General features: G+C 53.4%; 9 protein-coding genes. 2 read left to right on the top strand and 7 right to left on the bottom strand.

What is annotated here, in order from left to right:
- Positions 1-151: 151 nt before the first annotated feature.
- The gene (locus tag DCC81_RS21655; protein WP_108688759.1) at positions 152-1300 is read right to left on the bottom strand and encodes a FecR family protein; all 1149 of its coding nucleotides are present in this window, start codon (positions 1298-1300) and stop codon (positions 152-154) included.
- A 169-nt stretch (positions 1301-1469) separates the two neighbouring features.
- Between DCC81_RS21655 and DCC81_RS21650 the strand changes: the two genes are divergently transcribed.
- Together DCC81_RS21650 and DCC81_RS21645 are read left to right on the top strand one after the other, a co-directional pair.
- Positions 1470-2051, top strand: coding sequence for an RNA polymerase sigma-70 factor (locus tag DCC81_RS21650; RefSeq protein WP_108688758.1), 582 nt, complete (start codon positions 1470-1472; stop codon positions 2049-2051).
- Between the two features lie 252 nt (positions 2052-2303).
- Positions 2304-4832, top strand: coding sequence for an alpha-L-rhamnosidase-related protein (locus tag DCC81_RS21645; RefSeq protein ID WP_108688757.1), 2529 nt, complete (start codon positions 2304-2306; stop codon positions 4830-4832).
- Positions 4833-4856: 24 nt separating this feature from the next.
- Here the strand turns inward: DCC81_RS21645 and DCC81_RS21640 are convergent, their stop codons facing one another.
- From DCC81_RS21640 to DCC81_RS21615, 6 genes are all read right to left on the bottom strand, one after another.
- Complete coding sequence (locus tag DCC81_RS21640) at positions 4857-5744, bottom strand: helix-turn-helix transcriptional regulator (protein WP_108688756.1); 888 nt, start codon at positions 5742-5744, stop codon at positions 4857-4859.
- Between the two features lie 198 nt (positions 5745-5942).
- The gene (locus DCC81_RS21635; protein ID WP_108688755.1) at positions 5943-6353 is read right to left on the bottom strand and encodes a DUF4945 domain-containing protein; all 411 of its coding nucleotides are present in this window, start codon (positions 6351-6353) and stop codon (positions 5943-5945) included.
- 24 nt (positions 6354-6377) lie between these two features.
- The gene (locus tag DCC81_RS21630) at positions 6378-8129 is read right to left on the bottom strand and encodes a RagB/SusD family nutrient uptake outer membrane protein (RefSeq protein ID WP_108688754.1); all 1752 of its coding nucleotides are present in this window, start codon (positions 8127-8129) and stop codon (positions 6378-6380) included.
- A gap of 21 nt (positions 8130-8150) precedes the next feature.
- Positions 8151-11333: a SusC/RagA family TonB-linked outer membrane protein gene (locus tag DCC81_RS21625; RefSeq protein WP_205686401.1), complete on the bottom strand. Its 3183-nt coding sequence runs from the start codon at positions 11331-11333 to the stop codon at positions 8151-8153.
- A gap of 184 nt (positions 11334-11517) precedes the next feature.
- Positions 11518-14112 (bottom strand): GH116 family glycosyl hydrolase, encoded by a 2595-nt coding sequence (locus DCC81_RS21620; RefSeq protein WP_108688753.1) that lies wholly within the window; start codon positions 14110-14112, stop codon positions 11518-11520.
- An 11-nt stretch (positions 14113-14123) separates the two neighbouring features.
- Positions 14124-15794 carry a ribulokinase gene (locus DCC81_RS21615; protein ID WP_108688752.1) on the bottom strand — a complete coding sequence of 557 codons (1671 nt, stop codon included), beginning with the start codon at positions 15792-15794 and terminating at the stop codon, positions 14124-14126.
- Between the last annotated feature and the right edge of the window lie 18 nt (positions 15795-15812).

The following is a 15812-nucleotide window of genomic DNA, read 5'->3' as shown; positions in this document are numbered from 1 at the left end:
CAGCACTTCGGTGTCAGCCAGGGACGTGTCGGAAGCGTCCCTGGCTTTTTTAAAGGCAGGTCGTTGGCGGTTTAGTGGTTGTTTCTTTTCACGTGGATTTTTTTTATTGTTCTTGATTATTGTGTAAAAGGAAAAAGCTCCCGGTAAGCTGCTAACGGATACGGTCTGTGACCACCACTTTTCCGGGCAGCACTTCAAAATGTACTTTGCCCAGGCGCTCCAGGTTGCCGAGGATCTCGGACAACTGCGCATTACGTGAAAACGTTCCCCCAAAGGTTTCATGGTTGAGTTGAGACCTGTACGCTACATCCACATCGTACCAGCGTCCTATCAGTTTCATAATATTGGGCAGATCCATGCTGTCGAACAAGAAGTAGCCGTTCTTCCAGGAGATCGCGTCTTCTGCGCGCACGGTGCTTACGCTGATCTCGTTGCCGTTATTGGCCAGCACTCCCTGCTGGCCCGGGCGCAGCACAGCAGCATTGCCCCGGGCCTGGTTGGCCATCTTTACACTGCCACTCAGCAGCGTGGTACGGATATCGGGATCGTCGGGGTAAGCCTTCACATTGAACCGGGTGCCGAGTACGTCAATTTCTGCTTTGCCTGCCAGTACGCGGAAAGGCTGGCCGGTATGCTGCGCTACTTCAAAATACACTTCGCCGGTAACGATCACTTTACGTTCTTTGGGATCAAAGTTTACCGGGTAAGTGATCGATGATCCTGCATTAAGCCATACGCCTGTACCATCAGCCAGCAACAGGTGGTATTGTCCTCCCCGCGGTGTGGACAGGGTGTTCAGCCCCGGCGCGCCGGCAACCTGTTTACCGCTGGTATTCCGGTCGTATGCGATCTGTCCGTCGCCCGCCTGCCGGATCGTTGCATCGGCATCCTGGGCCACTACCCCTTTGCCGTTCTTCTCCAGTAAGATCTGCCGTCCGTTGGACAAGGTAAGAATGGCGCGGTTACCCCCGGGCTGCGGAAGTCCAACAGGCTGTGGCAATACGGCCACCGGTGGTCTGGAAGACGACCGGTGCATCATATAAAAACCTGCGCCTGCCAGCAATACAAGCATAGCCGCTGCAGCAGCCCAGGAGCGCCACGGGATCACCCGCTGATGCACTGCTCCCAGTTGCAGGGACTGCCACACTTCCACCTTCAATTGGGCCAGTTCTTCGGCTGGCACTTCCATAGGTTCGGGTTGCCAATGCAGGTACCAGTCTTCCAGCATAGCCAGTTCCTCCGGTGTAATTGTTCCATTTTTATATTTTTCCAGTAACGTTGGAATTGGTGATCTTTCCATAACTTGGTTATACGCGAGGGAATGTTATTAAGACAAGGAAGGATAGCGGCATGGGGGTAGCGTGAAAGATTTTTTTTTGAACAGCAAATAGCACGCTGCGATTTTTATTGGAAATACTTCAATTTTTGTAGTTTAGCTAAAACCTTTTACCTGGTATTTACTGATTTTTATGGCCGGATATGGAAGCATGAACGATCTGGAATTGATTGCCCTGACCGGGTGCGACGATCAGCAGGCTTTTGCCGAGCTGTATGCGCGTTATTTTGACGCCCTCTACCTGCATGCCTGTCAGCGGCTACGGGATAAAGCCGAAGCCAAAGACCTGGTGCAGGAATTATTCTCCCATCTCTGGAGCCAGCGGCACGCCCTGTCCACCACAGAACATTTCTCGTCCTATCTTTATAAAGCCATCCGCAACCGCGTATTGAACCTCCTGGCTCATAAGGCGGTAGAAGCAAAGTTCCTGGTGAACCTGCAGTATACCGGTAATGGCACGGAGGCGGTCACCGACCACCTGGCCAGGGAGCACCAGCTGGCCCGCGTAGTGGAGCAGGAAATACAATCGCTCCCGCCACGCATGCGGCAGGTGTTTGAACTAAGCCGCAAGCAACACATGCCCTATAAAGAAATTGGGATGCTCCTGAATTTAAGTGAGCAGTCTGTAAGAAGTCATATAAAAGGTGCACTGAAACTACTGCGGACCAGGCTGGGCTTATGGCTGTACCTGGCAATGCTGCTATGGCTTAGCTGACAAACAACACTCTTTTTCTCATGCTATCCTTGATCTCCTGAACCGGCAACCTGCCCACAAACGGGATTTGTGGCCTGAGACGACTAACCCCGGTTTTCCCAAAAAGTATAAAAAATTCAGGCTTTTCTATTAACACCTGCAAACGGTTTCGCAATACTTTTGGAGCAGAAACAAGTATGATACCAGCAACCAGTTCATCGGGCAGCTACTTGACAACCCGGGGCAAAACCTGCTGATCTATAAAAAAGCCTGATGCAAATTGTTACATTAAATAGAGCCCTGCTCCTTTCCCTCTTCCTGCTGCTGGCGCAAACGCAAGCCTTCTGTACAACCCAAACGGCAGTATTGGCACAGGATACGGGAGCGCACCAGGTGCAGCTCTCCTACCCCGGTAACCCGGTTACACTGCTGATCGACTATAGTAACGGTGCTATGATAAAAGCGCTTCGCATCAAAGGCGGCGCTAACCTGCTGTCAGCATCCGGTGTAACTACCGGCATCTTACTTCCGACGGGCAAAGCGTATAGCAGTGCCTCGGGCCACCCGGCCAGTATACGGCGATCAGGGAACAGGCTGACCGTATCGGGTATCAGTTATGGAGATGACAGCCTGCGCATCATTGAAACATGGGATTTCCTTTTGACCCGGGAGAACATCAGCTGGGAAATTACGCGTACATACAGCAACAGCGCAGTACTCGATAACGACGCGTTCCCCGAATGGGCTTTTCAGCACATGAATACCTGGACCGGCGGTATCCTTGACAACGGTGGTGTTGTCTGGTGCAAGTATCTCACCGGCATTAATGACACCTATGGTGTGCATACCGGTGGCGTCACGTTATGGAACACGGCGTCCGGCAACGGGTTAAGGATCTCCGCCAGTCCCGTACCAGGTCACGAAACGGCTACCCGGTACAGCCATAGCGATAAGGACGAATTTGTCGTTGATCACGTGGTCAGTGACGCCGGTTTAAAACAACGCTATCACCTGAGCCGCTTTGTGCGGGGCAGGTCCCTGGTCTTTGCGCCCCACGTGGTACTTAAAAGTAAGATCAGGGCCAGGTATGATATCGCCTACGTGAACTACCCTGAGGCATACACAAGGGGTAACCTACCCGGCATAGACGCCATCGCCGTACGGGAACTGATGAACACCACCGGTCGCTACGGCGTAGTGGACAACCGCATCACCGGTGGCAACGGGTGGCTGAGCAATTGGAAATGCCTCCATGAACCATTCTTTGCGCAGATAGGCCTGGCTTTGGACGATTCAAATTATGACCGTAACCTGTCTGCCACCCTGGACCAGGAGCGCGACCTGGCCATGAAGCCGGATGGCAGGGTACTTTCCCGCTGGCATGATGTGCCCGGTGATGAGATCCCCGGCACTTACAACAAGGAAACGGGCTACTACGAAGCAATGTGGGGCTATACGGTCGACTCACAAACCGGCTATGTCATCAACGTGTGCGAACAATTTGATCTTACCGGAAAGCTCAGCTGGTTGAGATCTCACCAGCAAAGCTGCGAAAAAGCGCTCGACTGGCTCATTAAAAGAGACAGCGATCACAATGGCATCTTTGAAATGGTTAATCATAACATTACCGAAAAGACAGCCAGTGACTGGCTGGACATTGTATGGGCCAGCTATGAGAATGCTTTTGTGAACGCCCAGATGTACGGGGCGCTTCAGCACTGGTCTGGTTGCGAACGGGTGCTGGGCAACATGCCTGAGTCTGAATATTATGCATCAGTAGCACTAAAGCTAAAGACTGCATTCAACAAGCCCATCGAGGACGGCGGTTTCTGGTCGGAAAAAGATGGGCAGTATGTTTACTGGCGGGACAATGATGGGAGCATACATGGTAATAATCTGGTAACGCCTGTTAATTTTGCTGCCATTGCATTCGGTCTGTGCGACCAGCCTGCACGTATCAAAACTATCCTTGACAGCATAGAACAACGCATGACGCGTGAACACCTCTTTCACTGGCCTTTGTGCTTTGATTCGTTCAGGGAAGAAGAGGTTTCCGCGGGGAACTGGCCGTTCCCGAAGTATGAGAATGGAGATATCTTTCCCACATGGGGATACCTTGGGGTCCGTGCATACGCGCCGTATAACAAAGACATCGCATTAAAATATATCCGGAACATCCTTCACCAATATCAATTGGATGGCTTGTCGTCACAACGGTATAGCCGGATAACACAACAAGGACAGGGCGATGATGTACTGGCCGGGATATCCACCACGATAACGGCCTTATACCGGGACATATATGGCATCCGGCCCAAATGGAACCGGATGGGCCTGGAGCCACACCTGGATAGTACGCTGGATGGCACTTCGTTCAGGTATATGTTGCGTGACACGGCTTACCAGGTGAGCCTCCGCCTGGGAACATATCGATTAAGCGGGGATAACTTTTCAGTAGCTGCTACAACCGGTTTTGGCGTAGCAAACAGGAAAGATGGCCTTCATTATTACCATCTCAATAAAGACAGCTGCACACTGAATATAAAAACAACCACCGGCAAGCAGTCCATCGGCCTGTCAGTGCAGCGATGGGATGAAGCACAACTGTTATTCAATCTACACAGCAAAGGACCGCTAAAGATGGACATAAAAGGCCTGGTGCCGGATAGCTTTTATACAATCCATGCCGGCCATTTGTCAAAACGGGTAAAAGCCACAAACGAAGGCAGTCTTTCGGTTTCATGGACCAACCCGGGACAATTGGATTTTACGGTTAAAAAAGACCCTGCTGACCAACCGTGAAAGTCAGCATATGCTGCCCGCTTTTTACAACAGGCATTCTTCCCGGTCCCTGAATTGTTTCGGCGACAGCCCGTGTTTCTTCTTGAATAACTTTGAAAAATAAAAAACTGACTGGAAACCGGTTTGATCGGCAATTTCGTTGATGTTCAATACCGTTGTGGCAAGCAGGCTCCTGGCTCTTTCAAGCCGGAGATTAAGATGATACTGGTTAGGGGATTCACCTGTAAATTGTTTGAACGCCTTCCTGAAAGAAGCGTAACCCATGGGTAGCTCCTGTGCTAATTTTTCCATATTCAGCCGGCTCTCATGCGACGCTTGTATCATGAAGCGCGCCTTGGAGATCAGTTTGCCAATCCTGTTTCCATTGTCATCACCATAGCTGGCTATGTTATTAATATGCCCCAGCAACTGCATGGTCAGGCCTGCGATCTGCTGCGGGTAACCCGGCAGGGAAGCCTGCACGGTGTCTGCCAGCTGCTGGAACAGCACCAGGATATCCTTATCCAACCCGGTGTGGTAAATTGACTGCTGCTTATTAAAAATACCGCTGTCCATCAATTGCTGTGCATAAAAGCCATTAAACCCTATCCAATATTCTTCCCAGCCCACCTTTTGTTCCGGCCTGTAGCGGTGCCAAACACCGGGGTATAAAAAGAAGACGGTCCCCGCACTGATCTCGCAGGCAGGTGATAATGCTGAGTCGAAAACACCTTTCCCCTTAGGTATAAAAACAATATAATAGTCGCTTAATATGCGCCCGCGGTTCCAGGTTAATTCATGGCTTGGGGGGTGCTGCTGATTGGGATAATCGTCATGAGGCCCTGTCCTCGAATAACCTATCGTGGTGGCAAACAATCCCCAGCGCTCTTCCGCAGGACCAAAATTCAGGTACCTGAAAAAATTCTTTTGCATTTGGTAAAAACTGTTGATGTATAGCAATTATACTCATGGCAAATGAATTTGCCATGAGTATAATATGAAAGACAGGTGTTCTGATAAGTGCCAAACACTGCAAGGTGCGCCGTAAACGCCGCTCCTCCGCTTGAAAGACTAACGAATTTAACACAAAGAGCGTTACAAAACGGATTGATTTACAAGATCAAAAAACCGCTATTTATTCGCTACCGTCTCCCCCGGCGAATAAACCGTTCCTGAATAATTCACGTCCACCTTCTTGGTGTTCCCCACCAGCTTCACCGTAAAGTGATAAGTGGCCGCTGCATCCGGCAGGGTATATTCATACGTCACCGGTGCCCCCGGCAATAGTTCGGTGGACAACGATATTGTCTTCATCGCACTCACAATCTGCGTCACCTCCACTGAAACGCTGAGCGGTTGCTGGATCTCCGTGGGAATAGCGGTGGGTATCTGCCAGCTCAATGTTACATGCCCGGCATCTTTCGCGGTCAGGGCCAGGTTGGTCACCGGCGGCAAACTTACGCCCGGCTTATCAGCAATATCCGCTTTCCGGCAGGCGCCGCAACACAGCAGCACTGCAAAAACGATCCATATCTTTTTCATACAAGTTCTGTTTTAAAAATGTGATCAATAACCCGGGTTCTGCACGTAGGTGCCTTTAGACCAGTTCATCTGCGGTTGTGGAATTGGCAGAAATTCGTCGCGGCCGGCGGTAAAGTGCGCCAGTTTAAACCAATCAAACCGGGTCTTCTCTTTATTGATGTAGGCATTCATCACCGGCTCCAGTTGTCCCCAGCGCATGAGGTCAAAAAAGCGGCGGCCTTCGCAGGCCAGCTCCAGCCGGTCTTCCCACATGAGAGCCTTCCAGGCAAAATCACGCGTCCAGGTGCAGTTCAGGCCAGGCTGGTAGGTTTGGATCTTGTAATCCATCCAGAGTGTGCCGTCATCTTTTTTCAATCGCCCGGTACTGTTGGCAGCCCGCGTCCGGATGCGGTTGATGATTGGCAGCGCCTCGTCTATGCGGCCCAGTTGGATCAGTATTTCCGCTTTCCACAACAATACTTCGGCGTAGCGGATCTCTTTCTTGTTTAAACTGTTCTGTACATAAAATGGTTTATACATACAGTTACAATCAGGCCTTACCTGTTCTTTCATGGAATTGAAGTAGCCATACTGGAAAGGCGCCCGCGAGCCGCTTTCATCAAATAGCAGGTCGTTGTCGTACTTCCATGGATAACCGGGAATGGCCGCGGTATGTCCCAGGCGCGGATCAAAAGCATGCGTGTGGAAGTACTGTTTGTAAAGCTGCCCATTCATCTCCGTGTTGTTATAATTGTCGAAGTCCGGGAGGCCGGTAACATCTGTTTTAAAGGCATTCACCAGGTTTTCAGACACCTTGTGGAAGTCACAGCAACTGAAATACGGCGCCCACCAGGGGGCGTTCAGTTGATCGCCCCAGTCCACACGGCCATTGGTGGTGCCGTCATCGATCGAGTACTGTATTTCCCACAATGATTCCTTGGTATTGTTGTCGTATTCGATCATGAAGTTCTCCGCGAAGTCCGGCGCCAGGTCGAACATGCTGCCGTCTTTGGCCGTGATCATATCAATATGGGCCAGGGCCTTGTTCAATGTTGCGGGGTTGATGTTCACTACCTGGTGCTTATCGTTTTGCTCATAAGCGCGAAACAGCAGGGCTTTGGCGGCCAGGGCGTGCGCTGCGTACTTTGTAGGCCGGCCTTTTTCTGCCTGTGTTTCCGGCAATACATCCGCAGCATCCTCAAAATCCTTGATGATCTTGTCCCAAAGCACCAGGTCATTGGCCATGTCTTTGGGGCGGTTGGAAATACCTTCCACCACCACCGCATCGTTGGGCACTTCATCATCTATCCAGGGCACATATTTCCAGCGCAGTTTCATGCCCAGGTAGATCCAGCCCCGCAGGAACTGCATTTCCGCAATGCGCTGGTTTTTGGCCTGGAACTGAGATTCGTCTGTTTTCTTGAGCAGCCGCAAAGCCGTGTTGGCGCGGCTGATACCGCAATAGCCGCGATACCATGGGCCATCGTTATTACCTACATTCGAGGTAACTGCACTGAAGATCTCCATCTCGTACCAGGGCGTCTGGTCGCTCAGTCCTCCCCCACCTTTGTAAGCATCGTCAGAGCGTACGCTCTGCACCCACCAGTTGTGCGTATCGCCAAAGCCCAGCGAGGGCATGTAGGAGTAAGCCGCTGTCACAAAGTTTTCTAATTGATCGGGGCCTTCCACCTGTTCTTCAGACAGCACGCCTTTGGGCTGCACGTCGAGAAAATTCTTACACTGGCAGAGCAGCAGGAGCGCCATGCACAAAAGCAACTTTTGATATATCTTTTTCATCGTGCTTGTTTTTACGGTTGGTTAAAAAGTGACATTCACGCCAAACAGGAAGGTCTTGGTGAAGGGATAAGCCTCGCCCGGGTTCTCAGGGTCCTGGCCGGTGAATTTGTCTGCTCCCCAGGTCTTCTTCAGCGTCAGCAGGTTCTGGCCAGACAGGTAGATGCGCAAACGCTTGATACTGGCCCTTTCCAGCAATTTGGCAGCGAAGGTGTAGCCTAGGTCCACGGTGCGCAGCTTCACGAAAGAACCATTTTCAATAAAGTAAGTGGAAAGCCGTTTTTCGCCATTGGCATCGCGGCGCGATAAAGCGGGAATATCTGAGTTGGGATTGGAAGGCGACCATGCATCCAGTATACGCAACGGGTGGTTGCGGTCGTTCTGTACCCCAATGTTCCAGAAGTCGCTCAGCTCTTTCCAGTTATTGTACACGCTGTTACCAAACAAGCCCTGGAAAAACACGGTCACATCAAAACCCTTGTAACCCCCTTCCAGGTTAAGGCCTGTCATGAGCTTGGGATCACGGACGCCTATCCAGGTACGGTCGTAGGTTTCATTGATCACCCCATCGTGGTCCAGGTCTTTGTAGCGGATGCGCCCTAATCCTTTTCCCTGCTGCTGCGCAGAATTATCCACTTCCTTCTGTGTTTTAAAGATACCGTCTGCCACCAGGCCATAGAATGAATTGAGCGGGCGGCCTACAATGTTGTCCAGCAGGCCATTCCCCCCATAAGTGTATTTCACGTTCTCGGGAATGGAGTTGATCCTGTTCTTATAAGCCGATGCGTTGCCCGTGATGCGGTAAAAGAAATCGCCTTTGGTCTCGCTCCAGCTCAGCACCAGTTCAAAACCTTTGTTGCTCATATCTGCAGCATTCACCCAGCGGTAGCCGCCTTCTCCCAGCGCGCCGATGTAAGGTGGCTGGAACAGCATGTCTGTGGTCACTTTATTAAACCAGTCAAAAGAGCCGCTCAGGCGGTTATCGAGCAGTGCAAAGTCCAGCCCAATATTGGTTTGTGTGGTGGTCTCCCATTTCAGGTCAGGGTTGCCCAGGCTGTTGCGGCGGTATCCAGAAGGAATGCTGCCGGATTGATTGCCCCCGATCGCATAGGAGGTACCATCAAAATCGCCCACGTAAATATTCACCAGGCTACCGGCGGTAAGCGGTGCGGAGTTACCGTTCTGCCCCCAGCTGGCGCGCAGCTTCAGGTCATTGATCGCGGTAACACCTTTCATGAACTTTTCCTCACTGATGCGCCAGCCGGCAGTAAATGCGGGAAACGTGCTGAAACGGTTATTGGCGCCAAACACGGACGAACCATCCCGGCGCACGGTAGCAGATAATAAATACCGTGATGAATAGGCGTAGTTCACTTTACCGAAATAGGATAGCAGGGTCCTGGCATCCCCGCCGCCAATGAGCGATTTACTGTCGCCGGTAGCTGCGGAAAGAAAAGCATAGTCGCGGTTTTCCAGGAGAATATTATCCCGGTAACCACTCATGTTCTCATAATCATACTGGTAGGTTTCTATCCCTCCCAGTACGTCTACCTTGTGCCGGCGCAGCTGCAGGTTATAGGTGAGTGTATTGGTCCATGTGCGGCCAATATTGAACCAATTGTTCTGCGTAACACCATTAATATCGTTGCTCTTACCGCCTGCTTCTTTCCACTTATGCTGGATCGTGCGGTCGTACCATTGGTTGTAGTCAATGCCGAACTGGCTGCGCAGGGTAAGGTTATCCAGGATCTTCAGGCTGGCATAGGCTGATCCGAGGATCTTCTGGAAATTCCCGGTATTGTCTTTATTGATCTCCAGGTCGCGCACGGGGTTATTGAAATCGTCCATCCCCAGGGCCATGGCCACGCCGCCCCAGCCGCCGTTGTTGTCGTGCACGGGGATATTGGGAGGCATTACCAGGAATCCGTAAGTGCTGTTCACATCGCGCAGTTTTATGCTGGACAGGGTGAGGTTTTCACCAATGGTGAGGCGGCCTTTGATCAGCTCATAATCATTATTGAAACGGGCAGACAGGCGGCGGAAGAAAGAAGTGATCTGCGTACCCTGGTTCTGGTAATAGTTCACCGAAAACAAACTGGACAGCCGTTCACCGCCGCCGGAAATAGTGAGCTGGTGGCTCTGTTGCACACCGGTGCGGGTACCGGCATTGAACCAGTTGGTATTGGCAGAAGGCATTGTCTTTGCATCGTTAAGCCATTCCACCGGCTTTACAGCGGTAAGCACCGGCACGCCTTTGTCATCGTGCCAATCGTAGTTGTAAATGCGGATCGCCGCAGCGGGATCATCCCCGTCATTCACCGTGGCCTGCCACAAGCCACGGCCATAACCTTCTGCATCCAGCATCTTGGGCACACCGGTGATCTTAGCCAGGCCCACATATGCATCATAGGTGATGCGGGTCTCTCCTTTCTTACCTTTTTTAGTGGTGATGAGGATCACACCACCCGCCGCGCGCGATCCGTAAATAGATGCGGAGGCAGCGTCCTTGAGGATCTGCATGGACTCAATGTCATTTGGATTGATGTCGCGCAGGTTCAGGTTCACCGGCTGCCCATCCAGCACTATCAGCGCGGGGGAGGAATTGATGGATGTAATACCACGCACCTGGATGTTCACATTCTCAGCGGGGTTACCATCCGTGGTAATAAACACACCGGGCACTTTTCCCTGCAGGGAGCGCATCACGTTTGCCGCCGGTGTTTTCACGAAATCATTTTGCGTCACCACGGTTACCGCACCGGTAAGATCTGCTTTGCGCTGGTTCATGTAACCGGTGGACACCACTACTTCATTCAGAGACTTGGTGGTACTGCTCAGTGTTACATCATGCGCGTTCACGCGCCCCAGTGTGATCTCGCGGGTTTCGCGGCCCACGTAGGAAAACACCAGCACCGTAGCGCCATCCGGCACCACCAGCTGGTAATGACCGGCAACATCCGTAGTGGCCACGCCCGGATAGCCTTTGATGCCTACCGTTACCCCTGGCAGGGCGGTACCGGTTTCATCGCGCACTACACCGGTGATCTTACGCGGCGTGGGCTGCACGGCCTGGAAAGGGCTGCGTGCCAGCAATGGCGGGGCGCAGATGCACAACAGGAAAGAAAGTGAAAGCAGCGTGCGTGCCGCCATCAGGGCAAGGCAGTAGCCATCACGGCGCCTTGCGGGTGTGTGAGTATAATTTTTCATAACGTTGGAATAAGTGGCTTAGTGAATTGACCACGGTCTGACTGCCGGAAACGGAAGCGGAAGTAAAGCGGTAGGACTAAATACGGGGCAGCACGACTCTTGTAGCGATCAGGATCTACATAAACGCGTTTTTTGAGAGATGATTGATAATATGTTTTGTGCCTGGCGCCGGAAAAATGCCGGCTTATGCAAGCCGGGCTTCTTTACCGGCTACAACGACCCTGCGGGCGGGAATGGTACCAAATGCCACGTCCAGCGAGGGTTTACCACCACGCAGGCTTACGGTGCCAAAGCCGGTGGCGGTGGAAAGAAAACCCGTAAAATCGCCCACGCGCGAATCCACGTACAACGTGCGGTCCACGGCGTCATAGCGTACACCGGTGAGGCCTTCCAGCATGCCGTAGCTCGATAGCGCCCGCGCATACCAGTGCCCACACTCGTATTCATTAAAAGGATTCCTCACTTTTCCGTCATAACGGTTGCGACAGGCCCGCACAATATCGAGCCCCTTGTCCACCTCTCCCATCAGCATCAGGTGGCTGGCCACCTGGTATTCAATGCCGGTCCATACCTCGTTGCTGTACACAAACGGTAGCGACAGTTTGCCGCCCTCCGGCCAGGAGCACAGCAACAGGCCTCCTTCTTCGCCAATCGCATAGGTAGGCCGCTGGGGGTTCGCATGCCCCTGCAATGTGTGGCGGAAATTATACCGGTGCACCGCATTCAGGTGGTTCTTTATTTTCACGGCATCCACCGGGTCGCCCAGCCCACACATGCGCGACATCCAGGCGCCGATGATGCCATCGGATAAACAACCTTTGCCATATTGATACTTCGGTCCTTCCTTTTGCAGCAATGCCAGGGCTTCCGGCGTGTAGTGCGTGGCAAAAGACTGCGCCTTTACCGGGTCCGCGGCGTGCAGGCCTGTCCATTTGATCTCCTGGAAAAAGTATTCACCGTTATACAGGTCTGTTTCCAGTATTTTCCTGCCGCTTTCATACAGCTTTTTATAACGGTCCGTGGGCTCCTGTAATGCATCGCCCATCACGATGATGGCGTGAAGCGCGCCCAGGTAGAAACTGGTGGCAAAGCCGGTAGGCCCCCAGAATTCTATATCATACGTATTGTGGTGGGGCTCCGCCACTACGCCTTTACCATCGGGATCCCACGTTTGGATGCAGTAGTCCAGGCTGCGTTGCACTTTTGGGTACAGGCCTTTCAGCCAGCCGGTATCGCCGCTGATCCGCCACTCCCGGTATACTTTCATGATGCCGCCCAACTGCCCGTCGGAGGCGGCGTGGAAATTATGCAGCACGGGGGTGATGGGCAGGTTGGCGCGGAACATCTGGTGGCCCCGTTCATCCTGGTTCTCATTGAACTCCGTTTCGCGCAGGCTTCTTTCCAATGCGGGAAAAAGATGAGACACTGCCTGGGCATAGTTCCACACGTGCGTGCAGGAACCATGGCAGCTCCCCCAGCTATCGCCACTGCCCTCCCAGCACCAGAAGCGGCCATCGTACTGGCGCAGCACCGTGGTGGATTTGAGGATGGTAAGATTGGCAGCCACGGCTTCCACTACTTCGGGCGGCAGGGTGGTTTTGTAAAAAGTATCGGTGAACAAGCGTGATCGTTTGCGCAGGGCATCGTACTGGCTGCGCCAATGATCTGCCGCCTCCTCCACGTTTTTGAACTGGCTGCTGTACCAGGGCTTATGGTATTTAAGCAGCGGGTTGGCAGCCACCAATGCTTTATTGGCAGGGTTTTCCGTGCCCATGGTCAGTTTGGTATCGGGTACATACCAGGCCATCATGAGGCGGATGGTCTTTGTTTCGCCAGGCTGCAATGTAAAGGGCACAAAGAGGGAGGCACCCGGTGCATCTTTCTCCACGGGACCACCCGAGGATGTTTCCCCATTGCTGATGGTGTTCCAGGCCATGGTCAACGGATCAAACCATTCACCGCGGAACCAGCAATGGTCCACGACCGCATCTTCGTTGGTAAAAATGGCAAAGTCGCCCTGCTTTTCCGGCGCAGCATCCGTACCGGCTGCGGATAAGATGAACCCGTTTTTGATGGCACGTATGCTGTTCACCGTTTCGGGCTGCCACATAAAATTGCGGCTGTTATAAGAGAAGATAAATTCAGCGGTACTTCCACCCGTGTTTTTAAACCGGTATTCCAATGCTCCAAATGGCAGGCTGGAACTGTCGGCATCTGTGGGTACAAAAGGGCTCCAGCCGGTGAGCTGTACGGCCAATGGCAATGCGGGATCAGACAGGTTGATCTCTGCAAAAGGAAAACGCGCCAGGAAATCCGCCTGTTCAAAACGCGGCAATCCCCAGGTAGCGCCGCCAGTGCCTCCCAGGCCGGCATCGCGCTGGCCAAATTTCTTCCACTTCGGCACCGGGCCTTCCAGCACGCGGGCGTTGTGGGGCGCCTGCTTCAGCGCAATGGCGGCAAACATGGCCGGTTCATTAAATATCTCGGGGTTATTGCGCACAGACAAATGTGAAATAGCGCCCGTGCCCTCCAGGCAGAACATCCCTGCACCAATGCCTCCTACGGGAAAGGCTATACGATCCAGGTAAGCGCCGGTATAAGCGGCATTAAAAGCACGTGCCGCTGCAGGGGCAATACCCGGCGATGCCGGTGTCGCACCAGCCGGTGCCACGGCAGGCTGCGCGGTCTGGGCGCCCAATGCCCAGGGTGCTGCGAGCGTACCCAGGCCACTCAGCGCGGTCAGTTTTAAAAAGGAACGACGGTCTTTTTTTGATTGCATCAGCAAAGCTTTTAACGTGGTGAATAAAGAGCTGTGGCCAGGTAGCCAAGGCGTTCATATTGTGCATAGCGCCGGCGGTATACAGCCGCACGCTCCCCGTTTGGTAGGTAGGTCCGCTCAAAACCCTGTCCCATGGCGTGCATGGCCGCTTCTACATTGGGATAAAGTCCTGCGGCGGTTGCGGCAAACATGGCCGCACCGGCCGCGCAGGTCTGCTCCCCGGCATGCGCGCGGATGGGCATCTCCAGCACATCGGCCAGCAGCTGCATGATAAAGGGCGATTTTTTCACGATCCCTCCCACGCCTATCAAACCCTTTACCGGCACGCCTTCTGTGGCAAAACGCTCCACGATCTTGCGTGCACCAAAGCAGGTGCTTTCCGCCAGGGTGCGGAAAACGGTTACCGCATCTGTACCCAATGTAAGGCCGGTGATGGCGGCCTTCAGTAAAGGATCTGCATCCGGTGTGCGGCGGCCGTTCAGCCAGTCCAGGGCCAGCGGCGCATCATCGTGTACCGGCAGCAATGCCGCCTGCCGGTTCAATTCCGGTAAAATGCGCGCGGCGAGCTCCGCGCGTAATTGTTGCCCGGCGGCATCACCATCTTCCCCAAGCCATTGCAGCGGCCAGGCCAGCAGGTTACGGAGCCAGGCATAGGTATCGCCAAAGGCCGACTGGCCAGCTTCCATCCCAACAAGGCCAGGTATCACCGAGCCAGGTACCTGGCCGCAAATACCACTGATCTTTTTCTGGCCTAATGCAGCGGCAGGCGCCACCAGCATATCACAGGTGGAAGTGCCCATTACTTTGCTCAGGAAATAAGGTTCAATTTGCCCGCCCACAGCGCCCACATGCGCATCCAGCGCACCTGTGGTCACGATCACACTTTCAGGAAGCCCCAGCTTTGCGGCCCAGGCCGGGCTTAAAGTCCCCGCCGGCTGGTCGGCTGTACAGGTGTTCGTATAAAGGCGGCTGGAAAATCCTTCCAGTAAAGGATCCAGGCTTTCCCAAAAGGCAGCCGGTGGCAAACCGCCCCAATCGGCCGCCCACAGGGCTTTATGACCGGCAGCGCATACACTCCTTTTCATTTGAGAAACATCATTGCCACCAGTGAGCACAAATGGCAGCCAGTCGCAATGCTCCACCCAGCTCCAGGTTTGCTCCCGCACCGCGGCATCATCGCGCAGCACGTGCAGCAATTTGGCCCAGAACCATTCGCTGGAGTAAATGCCACCCGCATATTGCAGGTAAGGCGTGCCGGTACGTGCAGCATGGGCATTGATCTCTGCAGCTTCCCGGATAGCTGTATGGTCTTTCCATAACACTACCATGGCATTGGGATTGTCCGCAAAGGCTGGCAGCAGGGCCAGTGGGGTGCCTTCGCGGTTTACCGGCAGTGGTGATGAGCCGGTGGCGCCCAGGCCAATGGCTTTTACCTGTGCCGCCACGGCGGGCCCGGCCTGTTGCAGGCAGGCACGTATCACGTATTCCAGGCCCTCCAGGTGGTCCAGCGGATGTTGCCGGAATTGCTGGGCCGCCGCATGGCAATACAGCCCATCGCGCCAGCGCGGGTAAGCAAATACCGCTGTTGCTGCTTCAGCGCCGTCACTGCCGCGCACCAGCAGGGCGCGCACAGAATCAGTACCAAAATCCAGTCCTATCAAATATGTTTCATTCGTGGTCATGCGGGATGGATAACACGT

It is taken from the genome of Chitinophaga parva (assembly GCF_003071345.1).
In the GTDB taxonomy this organism is placed as follows: domain Bacteria; phylum Bacteroidota; class Bacteroidia; order Chitinophagales; family Chitinophagaceae; genus Chitinophaga; species Chitinophaga parva.
The sequence above is the reverse complement of the archived record's forward strand: the minus strand, read 5'-3'. Positions and strand labels throughout refer to the sequence as shown.

What these genes read in the sequence shown, in the direction of transcription:
- DCC81_RS21625 (WP_205686401.1), bottom strand. Translation starts at nt 11,333, where the DNA reads ATGAAAAATTATACTCACACACCCGCAAGGCGCCGTGATGGCTACTGC.
- DCC81_RS21615 (WP_108688752.1), bottom strand. Translation starts at nt 15,794, where the DNA reads ATGACCACGAATGAAACATATTTGATAGGACTGGATTTTGGTACTGAT.
- DCC81_RS21620 (WP_108688753.1), bottom strand. Translation starts at nt 14,112, where the DNA reads ATGCAATCAAAAAAAGACCGTCGTTCCTTTTTAAAACTGACCGCGCTG.
- DCC81_RS21655 (WP_108688759.1), bottom strand. Translation starts at nt 1,300, where the DNA reads ATGGAAAGATCACCAATTCCAACGTTACTGGAAAAATATAAAAATGGA.
- DCC81_RS21635 (WP_108688755.1), bottom strand. Translation starts at nt 6,353, where the DNA reads ATGAAAAAGATATGGATCGTTTTTGCAGTGCTGCTGTGTTGCGGCGCC.
- DCC81_RS21650 (WP_108688758.1), top strand. Translation starts at nt 1,470, where the DNA reads ATGGCCGGATATGGAAGCATGAACGATCTGGAATTGATTGCCCTGACC.
- DCC81_RS21630 (WP_108688754.1), bottom strand. Translation starts at nt 8,129, where the DNA reads ATGAAAAAGATATATCAAAAGTTGCTTTTGTGCATGGCGCTCCTGCTG.
- DCC81_RS21640 (WP_108688756.1), bottom strand. Translation starts at nt 5,744, where the DNA reads ATGCAAAAGAATTTTTTCAGGTACCTGAATTTTGGTCCTGCGGAAGAG.
- DCC81_RS21645 (WP_108688757.1), top strand. Translation starts at nt 2,304, where the DNA reads ATGCAAATTGTTACATTAAATAGAGCCCTGCTCCTTTCCCTCTTCCTG.